Source organism: Ensifer meliloti (genome assembly GCF_030064585.1).
Lineage (GTDB): Bacteria > Pseudomonadota > Alphaproteobacteria > Rhizobiales > Rhizobiaceae > Sinorhizobium > Sinorhizobium meliloti.
Map to the genome: position 1 here is coordinate 2,520,194 of NZ_CP120365.1, position 19,010 is coordinate 2,539,203.

15 protein-coding genes are annotated in these 19,010 nt (G+C 65.0%); 4 read left to right on the forward strand and 11 right to left on the reverse strand.

Annotation, left to right across the window (positions count from 1 at the left end; all coding sequences use genetic code 11):
* Positions 1–17: 17 nt before the first annotated feature.
* The 8 genes from PZL22_RS18995 to PZL22_RS19030 all read right to left on the reverse strand — a co-directional run bounded on the left by PZL22_RS18995 (position 18) and on the right by PZL22_RS19030 (position 11,242).
* Positions 18–3,164, reverse strand: a complete 3,147-nt coding sequence (locus PZL22_RS18995; RefSeq protein WP_003531890.1) for a multidrug efflux RND transporter permease subunit — start codon at positions 3,162–3,164, stop codon at positions 18–20.
* A gap of 10 nt (positions 3,165–3,174) precedes the next feature.
* Positions 3,175–4,386, reverse strand: coding sequence for an efflux RND transporter periplasmic adaptor subunit (locus PZL22_RS19000; protein WP_481133378.1), 1,212 nt, complete (start codon positions 4,384–4,386; stop codon positions 3,175–3,177).
* A 488-nt stretch (positions 4,387–4,874) separates the two neighbouring features.
* The gene (locus tag PZL22_RS19005) at positions 4,875–5,885 is read right to left on the reverse strand and encodes an ABC transporter ATP-binding protein (protein WP_003533469.1); all 1,011 of its coding nucleotides are present in this window, start codon (positions 5,883–5,885) and stop codon (positions 4,875–4,877) included.
* A 16-nt stretch (positions 5,886–5,901) separates the two neighbouring features.
* Positions 5,902–6,966, reverse strand: a complete 1,065-nt coding sequence (locus tag PZL22_RS19010) for a Gfo/Idh/MocA family protein (protein ID WP_003533467.1) — start codon at positions 6,964–6,966, stop codon at positions 5,902–5,904.
* Positions 6,963–7,802 (reverse strand): carbohydrate ABC transporter permease, encoded by an 840-nt coding sequence (locus tag PZL22_RS19015; RefSeq protein WP_003533465.1) that lies wholly within the window; start codon positions 7,800–7,802, stop codon positions 6,963–6,965. The genes PZL22_RS19010 and PZL22_RS19015 overlap by 4 nt, the downstream gene beginning before the upstream one ends.
* Before the next feature lie 12 nt (positions 7,803–7,814).
* Entirely contained in the window at positions 7,815–8,762 is a 948-nt protein-coding gene (locus PZL22_RS19020; RefSeq protein ID WP_003533462.1) for a carbohydrate ABC transporter permease, read from the reverse strand.
* A 268-nt stretch (positions 8,763–9,030) separates the two neighbouring features.
* Entirely contained in the window at positions 9,031–10,290 is a 1,260-nt protein-coding gene (locus tag PZL22_RS19025) for an ABC transporter substrate-binding protein (RefSeq protein WP_010968416.1), read from the reverse strand.
* A 55-nt stretch (positions 10,291–10,345) separates the two neighbouring features.
* On the reverse strand, positions 10,346–11,242 hold the full coding sequence (locus PZL22_RS19030) for an N-acetylmuramic acid 6-phosphate etherase (protein WP_003533457.1): 897 nt from the start codon (positions 11,240–11,242) through the stop codon (positions 10,346–10,348).
* 199 nt (positions 11,243–11,441) lie between these two features.
* On the opposite strand from PZL22_RS19030, the gene PZL22_RS19035 reads away from it, so the two are divergent.
* From PZL22_RS19035 to nagA, 4 genes are all read left to right on the forward strand, one after another.
* On the forward strand, positions 11,442–12,326 hold the full coding sequence (locus tag PZL22_RS19035; RefSeq protein ID WP_033049034.1) for a glucosamine kinase nucleotide-binding domain-containing protein: 885 nt from the start codon (positions 11,442–11,444) through the stop codon (positions 12,324–12,326).
* Positions 12,323–13,087 carry a GntR family transcriptional regulator gene (locus PZL22_RS19040; protein ID WP_003533454.1) on the forward strand — a complete coding sequence of 255 codons (765 nt, stop codon included), beginning with the start codon at positions 12,323–12,325 and terminating at the stop codon, positions 13,085–13,087. The genes PZL22_RS19035 and PZL22_RS19040 overlap by 4 nt, the downstream gene beginning before the upstream one ends.
* Before the next feature lie 93 nt (positions 13,088–13,180).
* Positions 13,181–14,203, forward strand: coding sequence for an SIS domain-containing protein (locus PZL22_RS19045; protein WP_033049033.1), 1,023 nt, complete (start codon positions 13,181–13,183; stop codon positions 14,201–14,203).
* Complete coding sequence (nagA, locus tag PZL22_RS19050; protein WP_003533450.1) at positions 14,200–15,360, forward strand: N-acetylglucosamine-6-phosphate deacetylase; 1,161 nt, start codon at positions 14,200–14,202, stop codon at positions 15,358–15,360. Before PZL22_RS19045 ends, nagA begins: the two co-directional genes overlap by 4 nt.
* A 283-nt stretch (positions 15,361–15,643) precedes the next feature.
* Here nagA and PZL22_RS19055 read toward each other — a convergent pair whose 3' ends face one another.
* Genes PZL22_RS19055 through PZL22_RS19065 form a run of 3 tightly spaced genes read right to left on the reverse strand, consistent with a single transcriptional unit; the run spans position 15,644 to position 18,647 of the window.
* Entirely contained in the window at positions 15,644–16,381 is a 738-nt protein-coding gene (locus PZL22_RS19055) for a copper homeostasis protein CutC (protein ID WP_003533449.1), read from the reverse strand.
* Positions 16,378–17,289: an ROK family protein gene (locus tag PZL22_RS19060; protein ID WP_003533447.1), complete on the reverse strand. Its 912-nt coding sequence runs from the start codon at positions 17,287–17,289 to the stop codon at positions 16,378–16,380. Before PZL22_RS19060 ends, PZL22_RS19055 begins: the two co-directional genes overlap by 4 nt.
* The gene (locus PZL22_RS19065) at positions 17,286–18,647 is read right to left on the reverse strand and encodes an amidase (RefSeq protein ID WP_284718532.1); all 1,362 of its coding nucleotides are present in this window, start codon (positions 18,645–18,647) and stop codon (positions 17,286–17,288) included. Before PZL22_RS19065 ends, PZL22_RS19060 begins: the two co-directional genes overlap by 4 nt.
* Positions 18,648–19,010 lie beyond the last annotated feature (363 nt).

Below are 19,010 nucleotides of genomic sequence, written 5' to 3' on the forward strand. Positions count from 1 at the left end.
GCGGGCCGTCTTCGATATTACTCGGCCGGGCTGGTGGTTTCGGATGCGGGCTTAGCCGCCTCCGGCGCCGCTCTTCCGCGTTCGAAGATCTTCATCACGAACACGAAGAAGACCGGGACGAAGAAGATCGCCAGCACCGTCGCCGAGATCATGCCGCCCATGACGCCCGTGCCGATGGCGCGCTGGCTGCCGGAACTTGCGCCCGTCGCGATCGCCAGCGGCAGAACGCCGAGGGTGAAGGCGAGCGAGGTCATCAGGATCGGCCGGAAGCGCAGATGCGCAGCCTCCAGCGTCGAGTCGATGAGCGATTTGCCCTGTTCGCGGAGTTCCTTGGCGAACTCGATGATGAGGATCGCGTTCTTCGCCGAAAGCCCGATGATCGCGATCAGGCCGACCTTGAAGTAGACGTCGTTCGGCATGTCGCGCATCGTCACGGCGAGCACGGCGCCGATGACGCCGAGCGGCACGACCATGATGACCGAGACCGGAATGGACCAGCTCTCATAGAGTGCCGCCAGGCAGAGGAAGACGAGCAGGCAGGAGAGTGCTATCAGGAGCGGCGCCTGCGAGCCCGACTGGATTTCCTGCAGCGACTGTCCCGTCCACTCATAGCCGAAGCCCGCGGGAAGCTCAGCCACCAGACGCTCCATCTCGGCGATCGCATCGCCGGAGGAGTAGCCGGGAGCGGCCTCGCCGCTGATGCGGACCGCCGGGTAACCGTTGTAGCCCACTGTCTGCGTCGGCGCCTTGACCCATTCCACGTCCGCGAAGGCCGAGAGCGGAACCATGCCGCCGTTGGAGTTGCGGACGTTCAGGTTCAGGAGGTCAGCGGTCTGCATGCGCTTCGTCTCGTCCGCCTGCACCGTCACGCGCTGCATGCGGCCGGCATTCGGGAAGTCGTTGACATAGGACGAACCGAGATTGGTCGAGATGGTCGAGTTGATGTCGGCAAAGGTCACGCCGAAGGTATTGGCCTTCTCGCGGTCGATATTGACGCTGACCTGCGCCGCGTCGGGCATGCCCTCGAAGCGGACCCCGGTCAGGACCTTGCTCTGGGAAGCGAGGCCGAGAAGCTGGTCGCGCGCTTCGGCGAGTGCCGCCTGGCCGAGACCCGCACGGTCCTGGAGGCGGAAGGAGAATCCGCCCGTCGTTCCGAGGCCCTGGATCGCCGGAGGCGACAGCGCGAAGCTGATCGCGTCCTTGATCTGGCTCATGGCCATGGTGGCGCGACCGGCGATCGACTGGGCGGAGTTGTCTGCATCGCGCTCGCTCCAGTCCTTGAGCGTCACGAAGGCGAGCCCCGCATTCTGCCCGCTTCCGAAGAAGGAGAAGCCATTGATCGCGACGATCGTGTCGACCGCCTTTTCTTGGCCGAAGATGGTCTCGGTCTGCTCGATCACCTCCGTGGTGCGGTTTGCAGTCGCTTCCGAAGGCAATTGCATCATGACGATGACGAAGCCCTGGTCCTCGTCCGGCAGAAAGGACGAAGGAAGCTGGAGAAAGGCCCAGCCGAGACCGGCAAGCAGCGCCAGATAGATGACCATGAAGCGGCCGGTCCGCCTGACGATGCCTCCGACGGCGCGCGTGTAGCCGTGCGACGTCCGGTCGAAACCGCGATTGAACCAGCCGAAGAAGCCGCGCTTGGCGTGATGGTGACCCTTCGGAACCTGTTTGAGGAAGCTCGCGCAGAGTGCCGGCGTCAGCGAGAGCGCAAGCAGCGCCGAGAACAGGATCGAAACGACCATGGTCAGGCTGAACTGGCGATAGATCACGCCGACGGCGCCCGGGAAGAAGGCCATCGGGATGAACACAGAAGCCAGCACCAGCGTGATGCCGATCACCGCACCGGTGATCTGCTTCATCGCCTTGCGGGTGGCATCCTTCGGCGTCAGGCCCTCTTCCGACATGATGCGCTCGACGTTCTCGACGACGATGATCGCATCGTCGACGAGGATGCCGATCGCCAGCACCATGCCGAACATCGTGAGCACGTTGATCGAGAAGCCCATCGCCAGCATGACCGCGCAGGTGCCGAGCAGGGCGACCGGCACGACGATGGTGGGAATGATCGTATAGCGGACGTTCTGCAGGAACAGGAACATCACCAGGAAGACGAGGCCGACGGCCTCGACGAGGGTGTGCAGCACCTTCTCGATCGACACCGCGACGAAGGGCGAGGTGTCGTAGGGGATCGAATATTCGAGCCCCTCCGGGAAGAACTCCGCGAGCTCGTCCATGCGGGCCTTGATCGCTGCCGAGGTCGACATCGCGTTGCCGCTCGGAGAGAGCTGCACGGCGATGGCCGCCGAGGGGCTGCCGTTGAGGCGGGTGGAGAAGGTGTAGCTTTCGCCGCCGATCTCGAGGCGCGCGACGTCGCGCAGCCGCACGGCAGAGCCGTCGGCATTCGCCCTGAGCACGATGGCACCGAATTCCTCCGGGCTCGAAAGCTGACCCTTGATGACGACCGGAGCGGTGACTTGCTGCGTGATCGGATTCGGCTGGGCGCCGATCGAGCCGGAGGCGATCTGCGCGTTCTGAGCCTGGATCGCCGCCGTGACGTCGGCCGCCGTCAGGTTGAGGCCGAGCATCTTGTCGGGATCGAGCCAGACGCGCATCGAGCGCTCGGTCGCGAAGAGCTGGGCGCGTCCGACGCCGGGCACGCGCTGGATTTCGCTGAGCACGTTGCGGCTGAGATAATCGCCAAGCCCGATCGCGTCCATCGAACCGTCGGTCGAGGTCAGCGAGATGATCAGCAGGAAGCCGGCGCCGGCCTCGTCCACCTGTACGCCTTGCTGCCTGACGGGATCGGGCAGGCGCGGTTCGACGCGCTGCACCCGGTTCTGGATGTCGACCGAGGCCTGGCTCGGATCGGTGCCCGGCTGGAAGGTGGCGTCGATCGAGACCGAGCCGGAGGAGCTGGTCGACGATTCGAAGTAAAGCAGCCCCTCGACGCCGTTCAACTCATCCTCGATCAGCCGCGTGACGCTCTGATAGGTGTCCTGCGACGAGGCGCCGGGATAGTTGGTATTGATCGATATCTGCGGCGGTGCGACATCCGGATACTGCGAAACCGGCAGGAGCGGGATAGCGATGATGCCGGCGATCATGATGAAGATCGCCACCACCCAGGCAAAGATCGGCCTGTCTATGAAAAAACTGGGCATGATATGGGTCTCACTTCACTTCGGTGGCGGGCTTTTCGCCGGCATCCGCCGAAGCGCTGGCCTGTTCGGGCGCGGGCTTTGCATTCGGGTCCCAGTCGGATGGCTGCACGGGCGCGCCCGGGCCGACCTTCTGGAAACCCTCGACAATGACCTTTTCGCCGGGCTTGAGGCCGGAGGTCACCTGCCAGCGCTCGCCGACGGTGCGTCCGAGCGTGACGTTGCGGAATTCAACCTTGTTGTCGGCATTCACCACATAGACCTGCGACTGGCCGGCATTGTTGCGCTGCACGGCCTGCTGCGGCACGGTGATCGCGTCCTTTTCCAAACCCTGCTGGATCTGGACGCGGACATACATGCCCGGCAGCAGATCGTTGTTCGGGTTGGGGAATTCGCCGCGCAGCGTCACCTGGCCCGTCGTCGCGTCGACGGCGGCTTCGGAGAAGAGCAGCCTGCCCTTGAGCGCGTAGGGCGTTCCGTCGTCGAGGATCAACTGAACCTCGGCCTCGTTCTTGGCACTCATCCACTGGCCGTCCTTCAGCGCCTTGCGCAGGCGGATCAGGTCGGTCGCCGACTGGGTGAAGTCGGCATAGATCGGGTCGAGCTGCTGGATCGTCGCAAGGTTCTGCGGATCGTTGGTGTTGACGAGCGCGCCTTCGGTGATCAGCGCCCGGCCGATCCGGCCGCTGATCGGAGCCGTGACGTTCGTATACTGCAGATTGAGCTTGGCCTCCGCGAGCCCTGCCTCGGCGATGCCGACATCGGCCTCGGCCTGGGCGAGGGCCGCGATGGCATCGTCGTACTGCTGCACCGCGGTGACCTGCGCCTCCTTCAGCCGCGACTGGCGGTCGGCCGTCCGCTTGGCCTGATCGACCACCGCCTGAGCGCGCTTCAGCGTCGCCTCGGCGCTGTCGACCTTGACCTGAAACGGTGCCGGGTCGATGCGGTAGAGCACGTCGCCTTCCTTGACCATGGTGCCCTGCTCGAACACCCGCTCGACGACGATGCCGGAGATGCGCGGGCGGACTTCGGCGATGCGGGTGGCGGTGATGCGGCCCGGCAGTTCGTTGGTGATCGGCAGCGGTTCCGCCTTCGTCGTGAAGACGGCGACCGGCGACGGCGGAGGGGCGGCAGCCGCTGCCTGCTGTTCTTCATTCTTCTGGCAGCCCGCGAGAAAAATCACGGATGCCAGCGCGGCGGCCAATATCGGTCGGTTCATGCGCATCGCAATGTCCATATTGTCAAAGGACCGGCCGCAGTCGCGGCGTTTCGCAAGCGCTGCGCGGTCCCAAAGTGAGGTGAAGCGGAGCCGGTATCGGCGTGGAAAATACCGGAAAGCTAATATACAGACGCCAATGTATGTTAATTTCTGCCGCAGTGCAACAGAGTTTCGACGCGCCGGCAGGGGAGGCAAAAAAGTGAAGATCACCAAGGCGTTCGGCCTCGCGGCTTGGCAGGGTCACGCAGATTTGATTTGGATTAGGACGCTCGGCGAGCGGCCCCTCATCCCGCTGCCGCGACCTTCTCCCCGCAGGCGGGGAGAAGGGGCAGGTGGGACCCGCCCGCGGCCCGATGCCTCGGCGTTCCACGTCGTAAGTCCCCTCTCCCCGCGCGCGGGGAGAGGGTCAGGGTGAGGGGCAATTCCCCGCGCCGGCAGGTGGCTGGTCCTCGGGGTTAAACCCGAGGAGGGCCAAATCATAGGCGCTCCGTCCGCTATTGTCCCGACTTGATCACCCGCCCGTCCGCATCGAAGCGGTGCATGCTGCCGATTACCGGCGTCGCGTGGACGATGTCGTCGGTAGCGTAGCGGTGTTCGCCGAAGAGGCGCACCGTCAGCAGGCCGACGGTCTCCGATTCGATGTAGATGATCGTGTCGGCGCCAAGATGCTCGACATGGATCACCTTGCCCTTCCAGTCGCCGCTTTCACGGGAGAGGCCGATATGCTCCGGACGGATACCGATCGTCTTTGCCTCTCCGTCGCCGAGCTTTGCGGCTTCGATGAAATTCATCTGCGGCGAGCCGATGAAGCCGGCGACGAAAAGGTTGGCCGGGCGATTGTAGAGCTCCATCGGCGAGCCGACCTGTTCGATCCAGCCGGCATTCAGCACGACGATCTTGTCGGCAAGCGTCATCGCCTCGACCTGATCGTGGGTGACGTAGATCATCGTCGCCTTGAGGCTGCGGTGAAGACGGGCGATCTCGAGCCGTGTGTTGACGCGCAGCGCCGCGTCGAGGTTCGACAGCGGCTCGTCGAAGAGGAAGAGCTTCGGCTCGCGCACGATCGCGCGGCCGATCGCCACGCGCTGGCGCTGGCCGCCGGATAGCTCGGCCGGACGGCGGGCGAGATAGGGTTCGAGCGACAGCATGCCGGCCGCCTTGGCGACCTTTTCTTCGATCTCGGCCTTCGGCACACCCGCCTGCTTCAGCCCGAGGCCCATATTGTCCTTGACGGTCAGGTGCGGATAGAGCGCATAGGACTGGAACACCATGGCGATGCCGCGCTTGGCCGGCGCCACATGGCCGACCTCGACACCGTCGATCTGTACGCTGCCCGAGGTCGCGTCCTCGAGGCCGGCGATGGTGCGCAGAAGCGTCGACTTTCCGCAACCGGACGGACCGACGAAGATGACGAACTCGCCGTCCTTCACGTCCAGGTCGATGCCCTTCAGCACCTCATGACTGCCGAAGGCCTTGCGGATGGTTTTGAGTTGAAGTGATCCCACGTGTCGCCCTCTTGGGTTAAAGCTTGACCGGCTTGCCGGTGCGCACACTGTCGTCGGCGGCGAGACAGATCTTCAGCGACTGCACCGCATCGTCCATGTGCCGGCCAAGATCGATGTCTTCTCGGATGGCCTTGAGCACGAAGGCCTGCTCGCGGTCGCAAAGCTCCTGGTGGCCGGGCTCGCCCTCCATCACCAGGTCCTCGTCGGATTTCAGGAACCGGCCGTCCGGTCCCGTAGCGGCGCTGTGCACGCGGATGACGGAGGTTTTCGTGTGCACGTCGATGTCGTCGGACTTGGCGTTCTGGTCCATGACGATCGACACGGAGCCGTTCGGAGACATCACGTCCTTCACGAAGAAGGCCGTCTCGGAGATCATCGGCCCCCAGCCCGCCTCGTACCAGCCCACCGAGCCGTCCTCGAAGATCACCTGCAGATGCCCGTAATTGTACATATCCGCGGCTATCTCGTTCGAGAGCCTCAAGCCCATGCCGCGCACCTCGACGGGGTTGGCATCGGTGATCTGGCACATGACGTCGACATAGTGGACGCCGCAATCGACGATCGGCGGTGTCGTCTGCATCAGCGACTTGTGCGTCGCCCAGGTCGGGCCGCTCGATTGCTGGTTCAGGTTCATGCGGAAGACGTAAGGCCCTCCGAGCTTGCGGGCTTCCGCGATCAGCCGCATCCAGGACGGGTGGTGGCGCAGGATATAGCCGACGACCAGCTTGCGGCCATTGGCCCGCGCACAGGCGACGACGCGCTCGGCATCGGCGACCGTCGTTGCCAGCGGCTTCTCCACGAAGACATGGGCTCCCGCCTCCATCGCCATCACGGCGTAGTCCGCATGCGTGTCCGAATAGGTGTTGATCGAGCAGAGCTCCGGCTCCAGTTCGGCGAGCGCCTCCGGAAAGGACGGCAGAATCTCGTATCCTGCAAGAGCCTCGGGCAGCGCCACCTTCGAGCGGTTGACCAGCCCGGCGATTTCGAAACCGGGGTTCTGATGATAGGCGAGCGCGTGGCTGCGGCCCATATTGCCGAGCCCGGCGCTGAGCACGCGGATCGGGGGTGCGGATGAATTCACTTGACTGCTCCTGCCGTGATGCCGCGGATCAGCTGCCGCGAGAAGATGACGTAGAGGACGAGGACCGGGAAGATCGCCAGCGACAGCGCCGAGAGGACCGCGTTCCAGTTGGTGACGAACTGGCCGATGAAGATCTGCGAGCCGAGGGTGACGGTCTTGGTCGCCTCGGCGGGTGCGAGGATCAGCGGGAACCAGAGATCGTTCCAGATGGGGATCATGGTGAAGACGGCGACCGTCGCCATGGCCGGGCGGATGAGCGGCAGCACCAGCCGCAGGAAGATCGCATATTCCGACAGGCCGTCGATGCGTCCGGCATTCTTCAGGTCGTCGGATACGGTGCGCATGAACTCGGACAGGATGAATACCGCCAGCGGCAGGCCTTGCGCCGTATAGACGAGGATCAGCGCGGTCAGCGTATTGACGAGACCGGTCGCCACCATGCCCTGCAGGATCGCCACCGTTCCGAGCCGGATCGGGATCATGATGCCAAGCGCCAGATAGAGCCCCATCAGCGTGTTGCCGCGGAAGCGGTATTCGGAAAGCGCGAAGGCGGCCATGGCGCCGAACAGCAGGACGAGCGCGATCGAGACGACGGTGACGATGATGCTGTTTTGGAAATAGCCGATGAAGTCGCCCTGCTTCAGCACCGTTTCGTAGCCGATCAGGCTGAAGGTCTCGGGTGTCGGGACCGCCAGAGGTTCCCGGAAGATCGCGTTGCGGCTCTTGAACGAATTGACGATCGTCAGGAACACCGGAAAGAGTGCGATAAGCGTGTAGGCGATCAGAGCCGCGTGAACGGCGCCCGTGCGCATGAAGGAGGCGCGTGCTTTCGACATCTTTTATCCTCCTTAGAACTGATAGCGGCGCATGCGGCGCTGTATGCCGAAGAGATAGAGCGCGACGCCGGCGAGAATGATCAGGAACATGATCGCGGCGATCGTCGCGCCCATCGAACGGTCGCCGAGCTGAAGCTGGAAACCGAAGAAGGTGCGATAGAGCAGGGTGCCCAGGATGTCGGTCGACTTGTCCGGGCCGGCCAGCGCCCCCTGCACCGTATAGATCAGGTCGAAGGCGTTGAAATTGCCGACGAAGGTGAGGATCGACACGATGCCGATGGCAGGCAGGATCAGCGGAAGCTTGATCTTCCAGAACTGGCTCCAGCCGGTGACGCCGTCGAGCTCCGCCGCCTCGGTCACCTCGTCGGGAATGTTGAGGAGCGCCGCATAGATCAGCATCATCGGGATGCCGATATATTGCCAGACGGAAATCAGCGAGACTGCGATGAGCGCGGTGTCCGGCTTGCCGAGCCAGGGCCCGAACAGCGATCGCAGGCCGACCGTGTCGAGAAGATAGGGTGCGACGCCCCAGATCGGCGACAGGATCAGCTTCCAGATGAAACCGACGATGACGAAGGAGAGCAGCGTCGGCAGAAAGATAGCCGTGCGGTAGAAGGCGCCGAAGCGCAGCTTCGGGACGGACAGCATGGCGGCGAGCGCGATGCCGATCGGGTTCTGCACGGCCATGTGGATCAGGAAGAAGACGAAATTGTTCTTGAGCGCGTTCCAGAAATCCGCCGCCCAGCGAGGGTCGCCGAACAGAACCTTGAAATTGCCCAGGCCCACGAAGGTCAACTGACCGTCGACCGTGTTGTAGAAGGACTGGCGCAGCGTCTCGAAAAGCGGAAGGATCATCACCGCCGTGTAGACGACGAGCGCCGGCAGCAGGAAGACGAGGATGTGCCAGCGCCGCGGGCGCTTGATCTCGGTGACGTAGGTCGTGATTTCACGTGGGTTCATCGGCCTCTGGCCCGTTCTCAAACCGGCTGGCCTTCAGGGCGCAGCCTCGATTTCGCTCGAAATGCGGCGCGGCTTCCTGCCGTGCACCGTGCTTCCGTCAGGCGTCCCGCGGGAGCGGAGAGCCGGCAAGCCGCTTCGATCCGCCCGTTACGGGCGCGCGGCGCCGTAGCGCCGGTGCCCGAGCAATCCATGACGCCGTCCCGCATGCGATACGTTTGCACATGTCGGGGAGGGTGCGCGGACAGCGTCCACACACCCCGGTTCGGTCTTATTTTACCGGCTTGAACCAGCTGTCGAGCCCGTCCTGGAGCTTCTTGGCGGCCGCCTCCGGCGTGTCCGTGCCGTTGATGACGTTGGCCGACATGACCCAGGTCTCGTTTTCGAGGTTAGGGGTTCCGCGCGACAGGATCTGATAGGTCGAGCGGATGGTCGGCTTGCATTTCTCCCGCCAGGAGACGAATTCCTGGGCGAGCGGATCGGACATCTTCACCGCCGTCGAGTTCAGGCTGAAGAAGCCGGGCAGGGCGTTCGCATAGATTTCCGCGAACTCCGGCGAGGCCACCCAGGTGAGGAAGGTCTTGGCGGCATCCGCATTCTTGCTCTTGGCGTTCAGTCCGATACCGATGTCGTTGTGGTCGGAGATATAGCAGGTATCGCCCGCCTTCTTCACCGGCGGCGGAAAGGCGCCCATCTTGAATTCGGCCTGCGTGTTGAAGCCGGAGATTTCCCAGGAGCCGGCCGGATAGATCGCCGCCCGGCCGAGCGTGAAGAGGTTCTGGCTGTCCGGATAGGTCTGTGCCTCGAAGCCGTCGCCGAGATAATCCTTCCACTTCGCCAGTACGCGGAAAGGCTCGACCCACGGCTCGTCGGTCAGTTTCTGCTCGCCTTTCAGAAGAGCCAGACGGCCTTCCTCGCCCTTCCAGTAGTTCGGGCCGATGTTCTGGTAGCCCATCGTCGCGGCTTCCCAGAGATCCTTGGTGCCCATCGCCATCGGGATGTAGTTGCCGTCCGCCTTGATCTTTTCGAGGACCGCGAAGAACTCCTCCTCGGTCGCCGGAACGGAAAGGCCGAGCTGGTCGAAGGCATCCTTGTTGTAGATGAAGCCGTGAATGACGGAAGCCATCGGCACGCAGAAGGTCGCCTTGCCGTCGTCGGTCGTCCAGGCGGATTTGGCGACGTCGGAGAAATTCTCCATGCCGGAAAGACCGGTCAGGTCGGCAAGATGCTTCTTGTTGTAGAGTTCGAGCGAGGCGTCGAAGGGGCGGCAGGTGATGAGGTCACCCGCGGAGCCGGCGTCGAGCTTGGCGTTGAGGGCGGCGTTATACTCGGTGGGGGCCGAGGGAGCGAATACCACCTTGATGCCCGGGTTCTTCGCCTCGAAGGCCGGGATCAGCTTTTCCTGCCAGATCGCCAGGTCGTCATTGCGCCAGCTTTCGATCGTCAGCGTTGCGTCCTGGGCTTGCGCAAGCCCGGCCGAGCCGAGAATGCTCGATGCGAGCAGCAAGCCTTTCATTGTAGTGCGGGTCATGCAGTTTCTCCCCTTTAGGCGCGTGTCGCGCGGTTTTGAATTCCCAGTTTATCCCTCACGTCCCGACGATGGCGATCGCCCGGCGCAAATTTTGATCGGCGCGCTCGAGCGCGTCTTCGGCATAGGCGATGTCCCTCGCTCCGGATGCGAGCAGGATCGCCAGCTTGACCGACCCGCCGGCAAGGCCGAGCAGCCTGTCCGCGTCGGCGGCGCCGATACCGGCTATGTCCGAGACGATCCGGATCGCCCGGCCGCGCAGTTTGATGTTGTCGGCACGCAGATTGACCATGTGACCATCGAGCACGTGGCCGAGATGGATGCCGACCATGGTCGAGAACATGTTGAAGGCGATCTTCTGAGCCGTCCCGGCACCCATTCGCGTCGACCCGGACACGACTTCCGGAGGCGTCTCCAGGAGGATGGAGACGTCGGCGTTCAGAAGGAGCGGTGCGCCGGCATTGTTGGCCATTCCGATGACGCGGGCGCCGCGTTTCCCCGCCTCGTCGGCAGCGGCGATGGCATAGGGCGTGGAGCCGCTGGCGGAAACCGAGATCAGGCAGTCGCCCGCCCCGATGCCGGCACTTCGCACATCGGCGCGCGCAAGTTCCATGTCGTCCTCATAGCCGCCGGCAAGATCGGTGAGGCTTGCGGCGCCGCCGGCAATGAGAATGACGACCTGCTCCCGAGCTATGCCGTAGGTGCCAGGCAGTTCGAGTGCGTCCGCCATCGCCATCAACCCGGAGCTTCCGGCGCCGGCATAGGCAAGCCGGCCGCCGGAGGCGAGGCTGTCCGCGGCAAGGCGGGCCGCCGCTGAAATCGGCTCGATCGCCTGTTCCACCGACTTTGCCGCCTCCTGCTGGCCGGCTGCGAGCAAGCGAAGGGCGAGCTCCGGACGCATGACGTCCAGGCCCTTGGCATTGTCGCGGCGCTCTTCGGTCTTGGCTGGCGGCATGGCGTCGTTCTCCTCTTCTGGAATTAATGCCAAAAAAATACCACTTGTCTAGGAGAAATTTAACTTTTACCGCAAGAAACCGCTGCGTACAGAAATAAGTTCAGCCTTTTCAAGGAAATAGACTGGGGAATGATCTGTAGTCGGAAATCTCGCTTGGTTAATGGTATTTTTTTGGTATCTTGTGACGACGGAGGTGCCCATGACGTTTTACCTGATCGGAATTGATGGCGGCGGAACGAGCTGCCGTGCGGCTGTAGCAGCCCTCGACGGCCGTATTCTCGGCCGCGGCAAGGCGGGCGCCGCGAATATCCTTACCGATCCGGAAACAGCATTGCAGAACATAACGGATGCGGCGCGCGACGCCTTCGGGGATGCGGGGCTCGACCCGGCCGGAATCGGGGCATCGCGCGCGATCGTCGGCGTCGCCGGCCACAATGTGGGCGATGCCGTTCATTACGTGAAGAGGCGGCTTCCCTTTGCTCAGGCCGATATCGAATCCGATGGGCTGATCGCGCTGCAGGGCGCTCTCGGCGACGGGGACGGGGCCGTCGCGATACTCGGGACGGGCACGATCTATATCGCGCGCCGGGGCGATGAGGTCAGCTATGTCGGCGGCTGGGGGTTCACGATCGGAGATCACGGCAGCGGCGCACGCATCGGTCACGCGCTGCTGCAGGAGAGCTTGCTTGCCTATGACGGCATACATCAAGGCTCGGGCGTGACGGATGCCGTTCTTGCCGAGTTCAACGACGACCCGCGCGACATCGTCGATTTCGCACGGCTCGCCAAGCCCGGCGAGTTCGGCCGCTATGCGCCGCGCGTCATCGAATTTGCCGAGCGCGGCGACCCTGTGGCGATCAGCCTGTTGAAGGCTGCCGCCGCGACGGTGGACGAGGCGCTCGACGTGGTGGTTTCGAGGGGGAGCGAGAAGCTGTGCCTGCTCGGAGGATTGGCGCCGCTTTATCGCCGCTGGCTCGCCGACCGGCATCAGCCGCGCTTCGTCGAGGCGCGGGCCGACGCTTTGACCGGCGCCGTCGCGCTCGCGGCGGCCCGTTTCGGCTCCCATTCCGGGGTATCGGCATGAACCAGCAGCTCGCCGCCATTCTGCCGCTCGAAACCCTGCAGTCCGGGGGCGCCGGTCCCCTCTATCTGAAGCTCAGGCAATCGCTCGAGGAGGCGATCCTGTCGGGCAAGCTCAATCACGGAGATGCGCTGCCGCCGGAGCGGGATCTCGCGGATTACGCCAATGTCAGCCGCGTCACCGTCCGCAAAGCCGTCGATGATCTCGTGCGTGACGGGCTCCTCGTGCGCCGCCACGGTTCCGGCACCTTCGTCGTCCGGCCGGTTTCGCGCGTCGAGCAGTCGCTCTCGCGCCTGACCTCCTTCACCGAGGACATGGCCCGGCGCGGACTCAACACGCGTGCGGAATGGCTGGAGCGCGGTCTCTTCCATCCCTCGCCCGACGAGATGATGACCCTCGGGCTTGCGGCCGACGCGCTTGTGGCGCGACTCGGGCGGCTCCGCATTGCCGACGACATGCCGCTTGCGATCGAGCGCGCCTGCGTTTCGGCGGAATTCGTCCCCGACCCGCTCGCCGTCACCTCCTCGCTCTATTCAGAGCTCGAGAAGAAACAGGCTCGGCCGGTGCGCGCGGTGCAGCGGATCTCCGCCTGCAATATCAAGGAACCGGACGCGGCCATGCTCGGCGTCGCCGTCGGCGCCGCCGGTCTTTCGATCGAGCGCGTCTCCTATCTTGCCTCCGGGCGCGTGGTCGAATTCACCCGGTCGCTCTACCGCGGCGATGCCTATGATTTCGTTGCGGAGCTGACGATCCCGGAAAACTGAGCCGGCGTGGCCGGTCGAGGGAAGGGCGGGATGAGGAATAGTGTAAAGCGGTTCTCCGCCCGCATCTCGCCTATTTGATGAAAGGATATGACGATGCAGACCAACATGCGGCGAGAAATCGACGAGATTCCCGAGGCCGCCGCCCGGTTGCTGGAGCGCTCGGCCACGGGGCTGGCGCAAGCGGGCGCGGCGCTGCGCGCCAAGAATCCGTCCTTTCTGGTAACGATCGCCAGGGGCTCTTCCGACCATGCCGCCCTGTTCCTGAAATACGCGATCGAGCTCACGACCGGCCGTCCGGTCGCCTCGCTCGGACCCTCGCTGGCGTCGATTTACGGTGCCGATCTGAAACTCGGCGGTGCGGCGGCGATTGCAATCTCGCAGTCCGGCAAGAGCCCGGACATCGTGGCCATGGCCGAAGCCGCGACGCGCGCCGGCGCCGTTTCGATCGCGCTGACGAACACGCTGCCGTCGCCGATTGCCGAGGCCTGCACCCACCCGCTCGACATTCTCGCCGGACCCGAAATTGCCGTGGCGGCGACCAAGTCCTATGTTAACTCGATCGTCGCGGGTCTTGCCGTGCTCGGCGAGTGGACCGGCGACGCGACGCTCAAGCACGCGGTCGCCGATCTGCCGAACCAGCTTGCCAAGGCCGTGAAGCTCGATTGGCAGGATTTCGCCGGCGATCTCGCAGAAGCCGAATCGCTCTATGTGCTGGGCCGCGGTCCGGCGCTGGCGATCGCCAGCGAAGCGGCGCTGAAGTTCAAGGAGACGTCCGGCATGCATGCCGAGGCCTATTCCGCGGCAGAGGTGCTGCACGGACCGGTGGCGCTGGTCGGGCCCCGGTTCCCGGTGCTCGTGCTGGCCGCCCGCGATGCTGCCGAGGCCTCGGTCGCCGATATCGCGGACGGCATGAGCGCCAAGGGCGCGGTGGTGCACGTGACCTCGGCACGCGCGGGCAAGGCAAAGCGCCTGCCCTTCGTCGAGACCGGGCACCCGCTCACCGACGCCTTGGCGCTGATCCTGCCGTTCTATGGCTTCGTCGAGGCCTGGTCCCGCTCTCGCGGTCTGAACCCCGACGCACCGGAGAACCTCAAGAAGGTGACGGAGACACGATGACTGCGAAGAAGACGATCAGCGGAGCGCGGATTTTCGACGGCATCGACTGGCACGACGGGGCAGCCCTCGTGATCGAGGCGGGACACGTCAAGGCGATTGCGCCAGCGGGAAGCGTCCCCGCCGGTGGCGAGACCATCGACGCGCGTGGCCTGCTTCTCGTGCCCGGCTTCATCGATCTGCAGGTGAACGGCGGCGGCGGCGCGCTTCTGAACGAAAAGCCGTCCCTCGAAAGTATCCGGCAGATCTGCGCGGCGCATGCGCAATTCGGCACGACGGCGCTGCTGCCGACGCTGATCACCGACACGCGCGCGGTCAGGACCGCGGCCATCGCCGCAGGCATCGAGGCGAAAGCCGCGGCGGTTCCCGGCTTCCTAGGCCTGCATCTCGAAGGCCCGCATCTTTCCGTCGCGCGCAAGGGGGCCCACGATCCGTCGCTGATCCGTCCGATGGGCGATGATGATCTTGCCGAGATACTCGCCTGCGCAAAGGCGCTCGGCTGCCTGATGCTCACCGTGGCCCCGGAAAACGCCACCAAGGAGCAGGTGCGGGCGCTGGCCGATGCCGGCGTCGTGGTGAGCCTCGGCCATACCGACGTGGATTACGACACCGCCTGCGCCTATGCCAAAGCGGGTGCCCGGACCGTCACGCATCTCTTCAACGCCATGAGCGGACTCGGCCATCGCGAGCCTGGCGTGGTCGGCGCGGCGCTTTCGACCGGCACGCTCCACGCCGGCATGATCGCCGACGGTTTTCACGTTCACCCGGCCTCGATGGGCATCGCGCTGCGCGGCAAGAAAGGCCCGGGACAGATCTTTCTGGTCACCGACGCCATGTCGCCGATCGGCACCGATCAGACGAGTTTCTTCCTGAACGGACGGGAAATCCTGCGCCAGGGCGGGCGCCTGACGCTTGCCGACGGCACGCTTGCCGGCGCCGATATCGACATGCTTTCGTCGGTCCGCTTCGTCCACCAAAAGCTTGGCCTGCCGATCGAGGAGGCGGTCCGCATGGCCTCCGCCTATCCCGCCGACGCCATGGGGATCGCCTCGCACAAGGGCCGGCTCCTGCCGGGTACGGATGCGGATTTCGTGCTGCTCACGCCGGAACTCGCAATGAAATCGACCTGGATCGGCGGGGAGACGGTTTTTGCGGCTTGAGCTGTTTTGGCTCCTCGCAGGCGAGAGGACGTGCCCCTGGAACGCTGGCGGGATCCCTCGGGAACCCAACCGCCTCAACCCCGCTCGGTCGGGGTTGCCCCTCAACCGGCTGCCGCCACCTTCTCCCCGCAGGCGGGGAGAAGGGATATGCCGCGCCCACTCGCTCCCTCGGGCGGGCGGTGAATGCGGGGTTCAGTCGGCGCCGCTTGTCCCTTCTCCCCGCCTGCGGGGAGAAGGTCGCGGCAGCGGGATGAGGGGCGGACGCCGGCGGAAGCCTTTGTTCTCAAGCCTTTGCCGCCGGCGCATCGAGCCGCGCCCGCATCGCCCTGATCTTTGCCGCGTCCGTGCGGCGGCGCTCCGGCGCGGCGAATCCCATCTCGATGAGCCGCATGTCAGTAGCCGGCTCAGCACTTGAGCAGGACGAATGGACCTCGGTGATGGCGAGCCGAGGGACGAGCGCTTCGATCGTGTCGCTGGTAATGCCCGAGCCGGGCATGATCGAGATCCGTCCCGCCGCCAGTTCGATGAGCCGTTCCAGCGTATCGGCCGCTTCCGGTGCCGTTTTCGCGCCGCCCGAGGTCAGGATGCGTTCGAAGCCGAGATCGACGGCGATCTCCATCGCTTCGGCGAAATCCGGCACCAGATCGAAGGCGCGGTGTAGCGTGAGCCCCATCCCTGCCGCGTGGCCGGCGAGTTTCGTCAGCATGCGCGCGTCCAGGCGGCCGTCGGCGAGCGATGCGCCGAGCACCACGCCTGCGAGCCCGGCATGCCGCGCCGCATCGATGTCGCGTCGCATGACCTCGAGGTCTGCCCTGTGATAGATGAAATCGCCCGCCCGCGGCCGGATCATCGCATAGACCGGCACCGGCGGCGGAGCGGCGACGGCCATCAGGCCGGGACTTGGGGTCAGCCCTCCGGCGCCAAGTGCCGAACAGAGTTCGATGCGATCGGCGCCGCCGGCAACGGCTGCCTCCAGACCATCCGGATCGTCGACGCAGACCTCCAGCGATATGCGGCTCATGCCGATCTCCCTCCGAAGCCGAGCAGGGCGGCGCCGATCAGGCCGGGCTCCACCCGGCACTCGCCACGCACGACGAGCGGCCGGTCGAAACGCCTGAGGATGCGCGCCCGCACCGCCCGGTCGATCTCGGCGAGCAGCGCTTCGGCATTGGAAAGGCCGCCGCCCACCGGCACGATCGTCGCCCCGGTGATGTTGATCACGAGCGCCAGCGGCGAACTCACCAGATCGACGAAGACGTCGATCGTCCGCGCCGCCTCGGCGTTTCCGTTCTGCCAGCCTTCGATTATGTCGTGACTGGAGAGCGCCTTGCCGTTGACCGTTTCATGAAGCCGCTCCAGCCCGCGTGCACCGCCGACCGTATCGACGCAGCGGCTCTGGCCGCAGCCGCAGGGAAAGGCCGGTATGGCAATGGGCGGGTGTCCGGCCGCGGCCGCGACGGCCGGGCCGTGGCCCCATTCGCCGGCAAAGCCGCCATCGGCATTGATCAGCCGGCCGTCGATCACGAGCCCGCCGCCGACGCCGGTGCCGAGGATGGCACCGAAGACGATGCGATGGCCGCGCCCGGCGCCGACACCGGCTTCGGCAAGCGCGAAACAATCGGCGTCATTGGCGATCACCACCGGCAGGTGCAGTGCCGCTTCGAGTTCGGCGACGAGCTCACGCCCGTCGATGCAGGGAATGTTGGCGCACTTGATCCGGCGCGTCTCCGGATCGATCACCCCGGTGATCGAGATCGCCACCCTTTCGGGCAGGCCCCCCGCTTCGTCGAGCACGGATTCCATCGCCTCGACGAAGCGGCCGAAATCCGTGAGCGGCGTCGCGCGCCGTGGCAGCGGGAATATCCGCTCAGGCGAATGGGTGATCGCGCCCTTGATCGCCGAGCCGCCGATGTCGAAACAGACGATCATGCGTCGCCCCGGATGGTCGCCTCGGCGGCGAGTGCTGCGGAAAGCAGGCGGTCGTCCTGGTGATGAGGTGCTGCAAGCTGGAAGCCGACCGGCATGCCGGCCGCACCCGTCCCGCAGGGAATGGAGACGCCGCAGAGATCCAGGAAGTTGCCGATCGAGGTATTGCGCAGCGTCCTGGCATTGACCTTGAAGAAGAGATCGTCGTCGGCAAGAAGCGGATCAAGCGGCGGCGCCACATGCGGCAAGGTCGGATGCGCAATCAGTTCGCCGGCCTTGAGAGTCTCGATGGTCTCATGGATCAGCCGGTCTCGGGCGTCGAGGAGGGCGATGTAATCGCTGACGGTGATCTTCTCGCCGAGGCGGGTGCGGGCGACGACGCGCGGGTCCATGCGCTCCGCTTCAGGCCCTGCCAGCCGTTCCCGGTGCAGCGCATAGGCCTCTGCCGTCACCAGAGCGCCGTGGCGGGCGGTAAGCTCGAAAATTTCCGCAAAGCTCGGGAAGGCCTGCCGCCGGACCTTCGCGCCCGCCGTTTCGACGCGCTTGATCGCTTCCTCGAATGCGGCCACGACTTCCGCTTCGGCATCGTCGAAGACGATCGTCTCGGGAACGACGATGGAAAGATCGGCGATCTCGGCGCGGCGGATCACCGGCGCGGTCAGCCCATGCATAGCGGCGTCGGCCCAGACTGCATCCTGCACCGTCTGGCAAAGGGGGCCAAGCGAATCGAGGCTTTGCGCGAGCGGGAAGACGCCCTTCATCGCGTAGCGGCCGCGTGTCGCCTTGTAGCCGACGATGCCGGTCATTGCCGCCGGGATACGGACCGAGCCGCCGGTGTCGGTGCCGATCGCCAGCGGTACGAGGCCGGCAGCGACCGCAGCGGCGGAACCGGAGGAGGAGCCGCCGGGGATACGATGGACATCCTCGGACCTCGGATTGCGCGGCGTGCCGTAATGCGGATTGATACCGAGGCCGGAGAAGGCGAATTCGCTCATATTGGTCCGCCCGATGCTGACCATGCCGGCGCTGCCGAGGTCCGCGACCACCGTTGCGTCGGCGGTGGCCGGCGACCCTTCAGCCAGAACGACGGAACCTGCGGTCGTGATGCTGCCGGCAAGATCGAAGAGGTCCTTCCAGGCGACGGGCAAGCCGTCGAGCAGCCCGAGGGAGCGGCCGGTCTTGATGCGCGCGGAGGCAGCCTTCGCTTCGCGCGCCGCACGCTCCTGCGTGAGCGCGACGAAGATCGATCGGTCGGGGTGGTCTTCGATCCGCGTCAGGGTTTCCGCGACAAGCGCGACGGGATCGAGCTTGCCGGACTGCACGAGAACGGCGAGGCTCGCAAGTGTTCGTTGGTTGATCATGGCACCTTTTCCGGCTGGCGTTCCAGCGCTCGGATACGATTTTCCTTCCCCTAGATCACGATGTTTTTAGGTCGGGTCGACCTAAAAACATGAACGTGATCGATTCCAAGAAGTTGAGACGGGGGATGCGGCGGAAAACCGCACACACTTTTCCTCATCCCGCTCCAGCATATCGCATTCGTTCGACGCACACGACAATGCCCTCCTCGTTATCGCGGTAGAGTTGGCGGGGCTCTTCTCCGACGGTAAGGCAACCGGCGGCTTGAGGGCTGTCGCTACAGAAGGAAGCAGCAGCAGGCCCAAAAACCGCCTCCGGCCGGCTTGCCCCTGCCGGTCGCTCTGCCTACATGCCTTCCGGTTGCA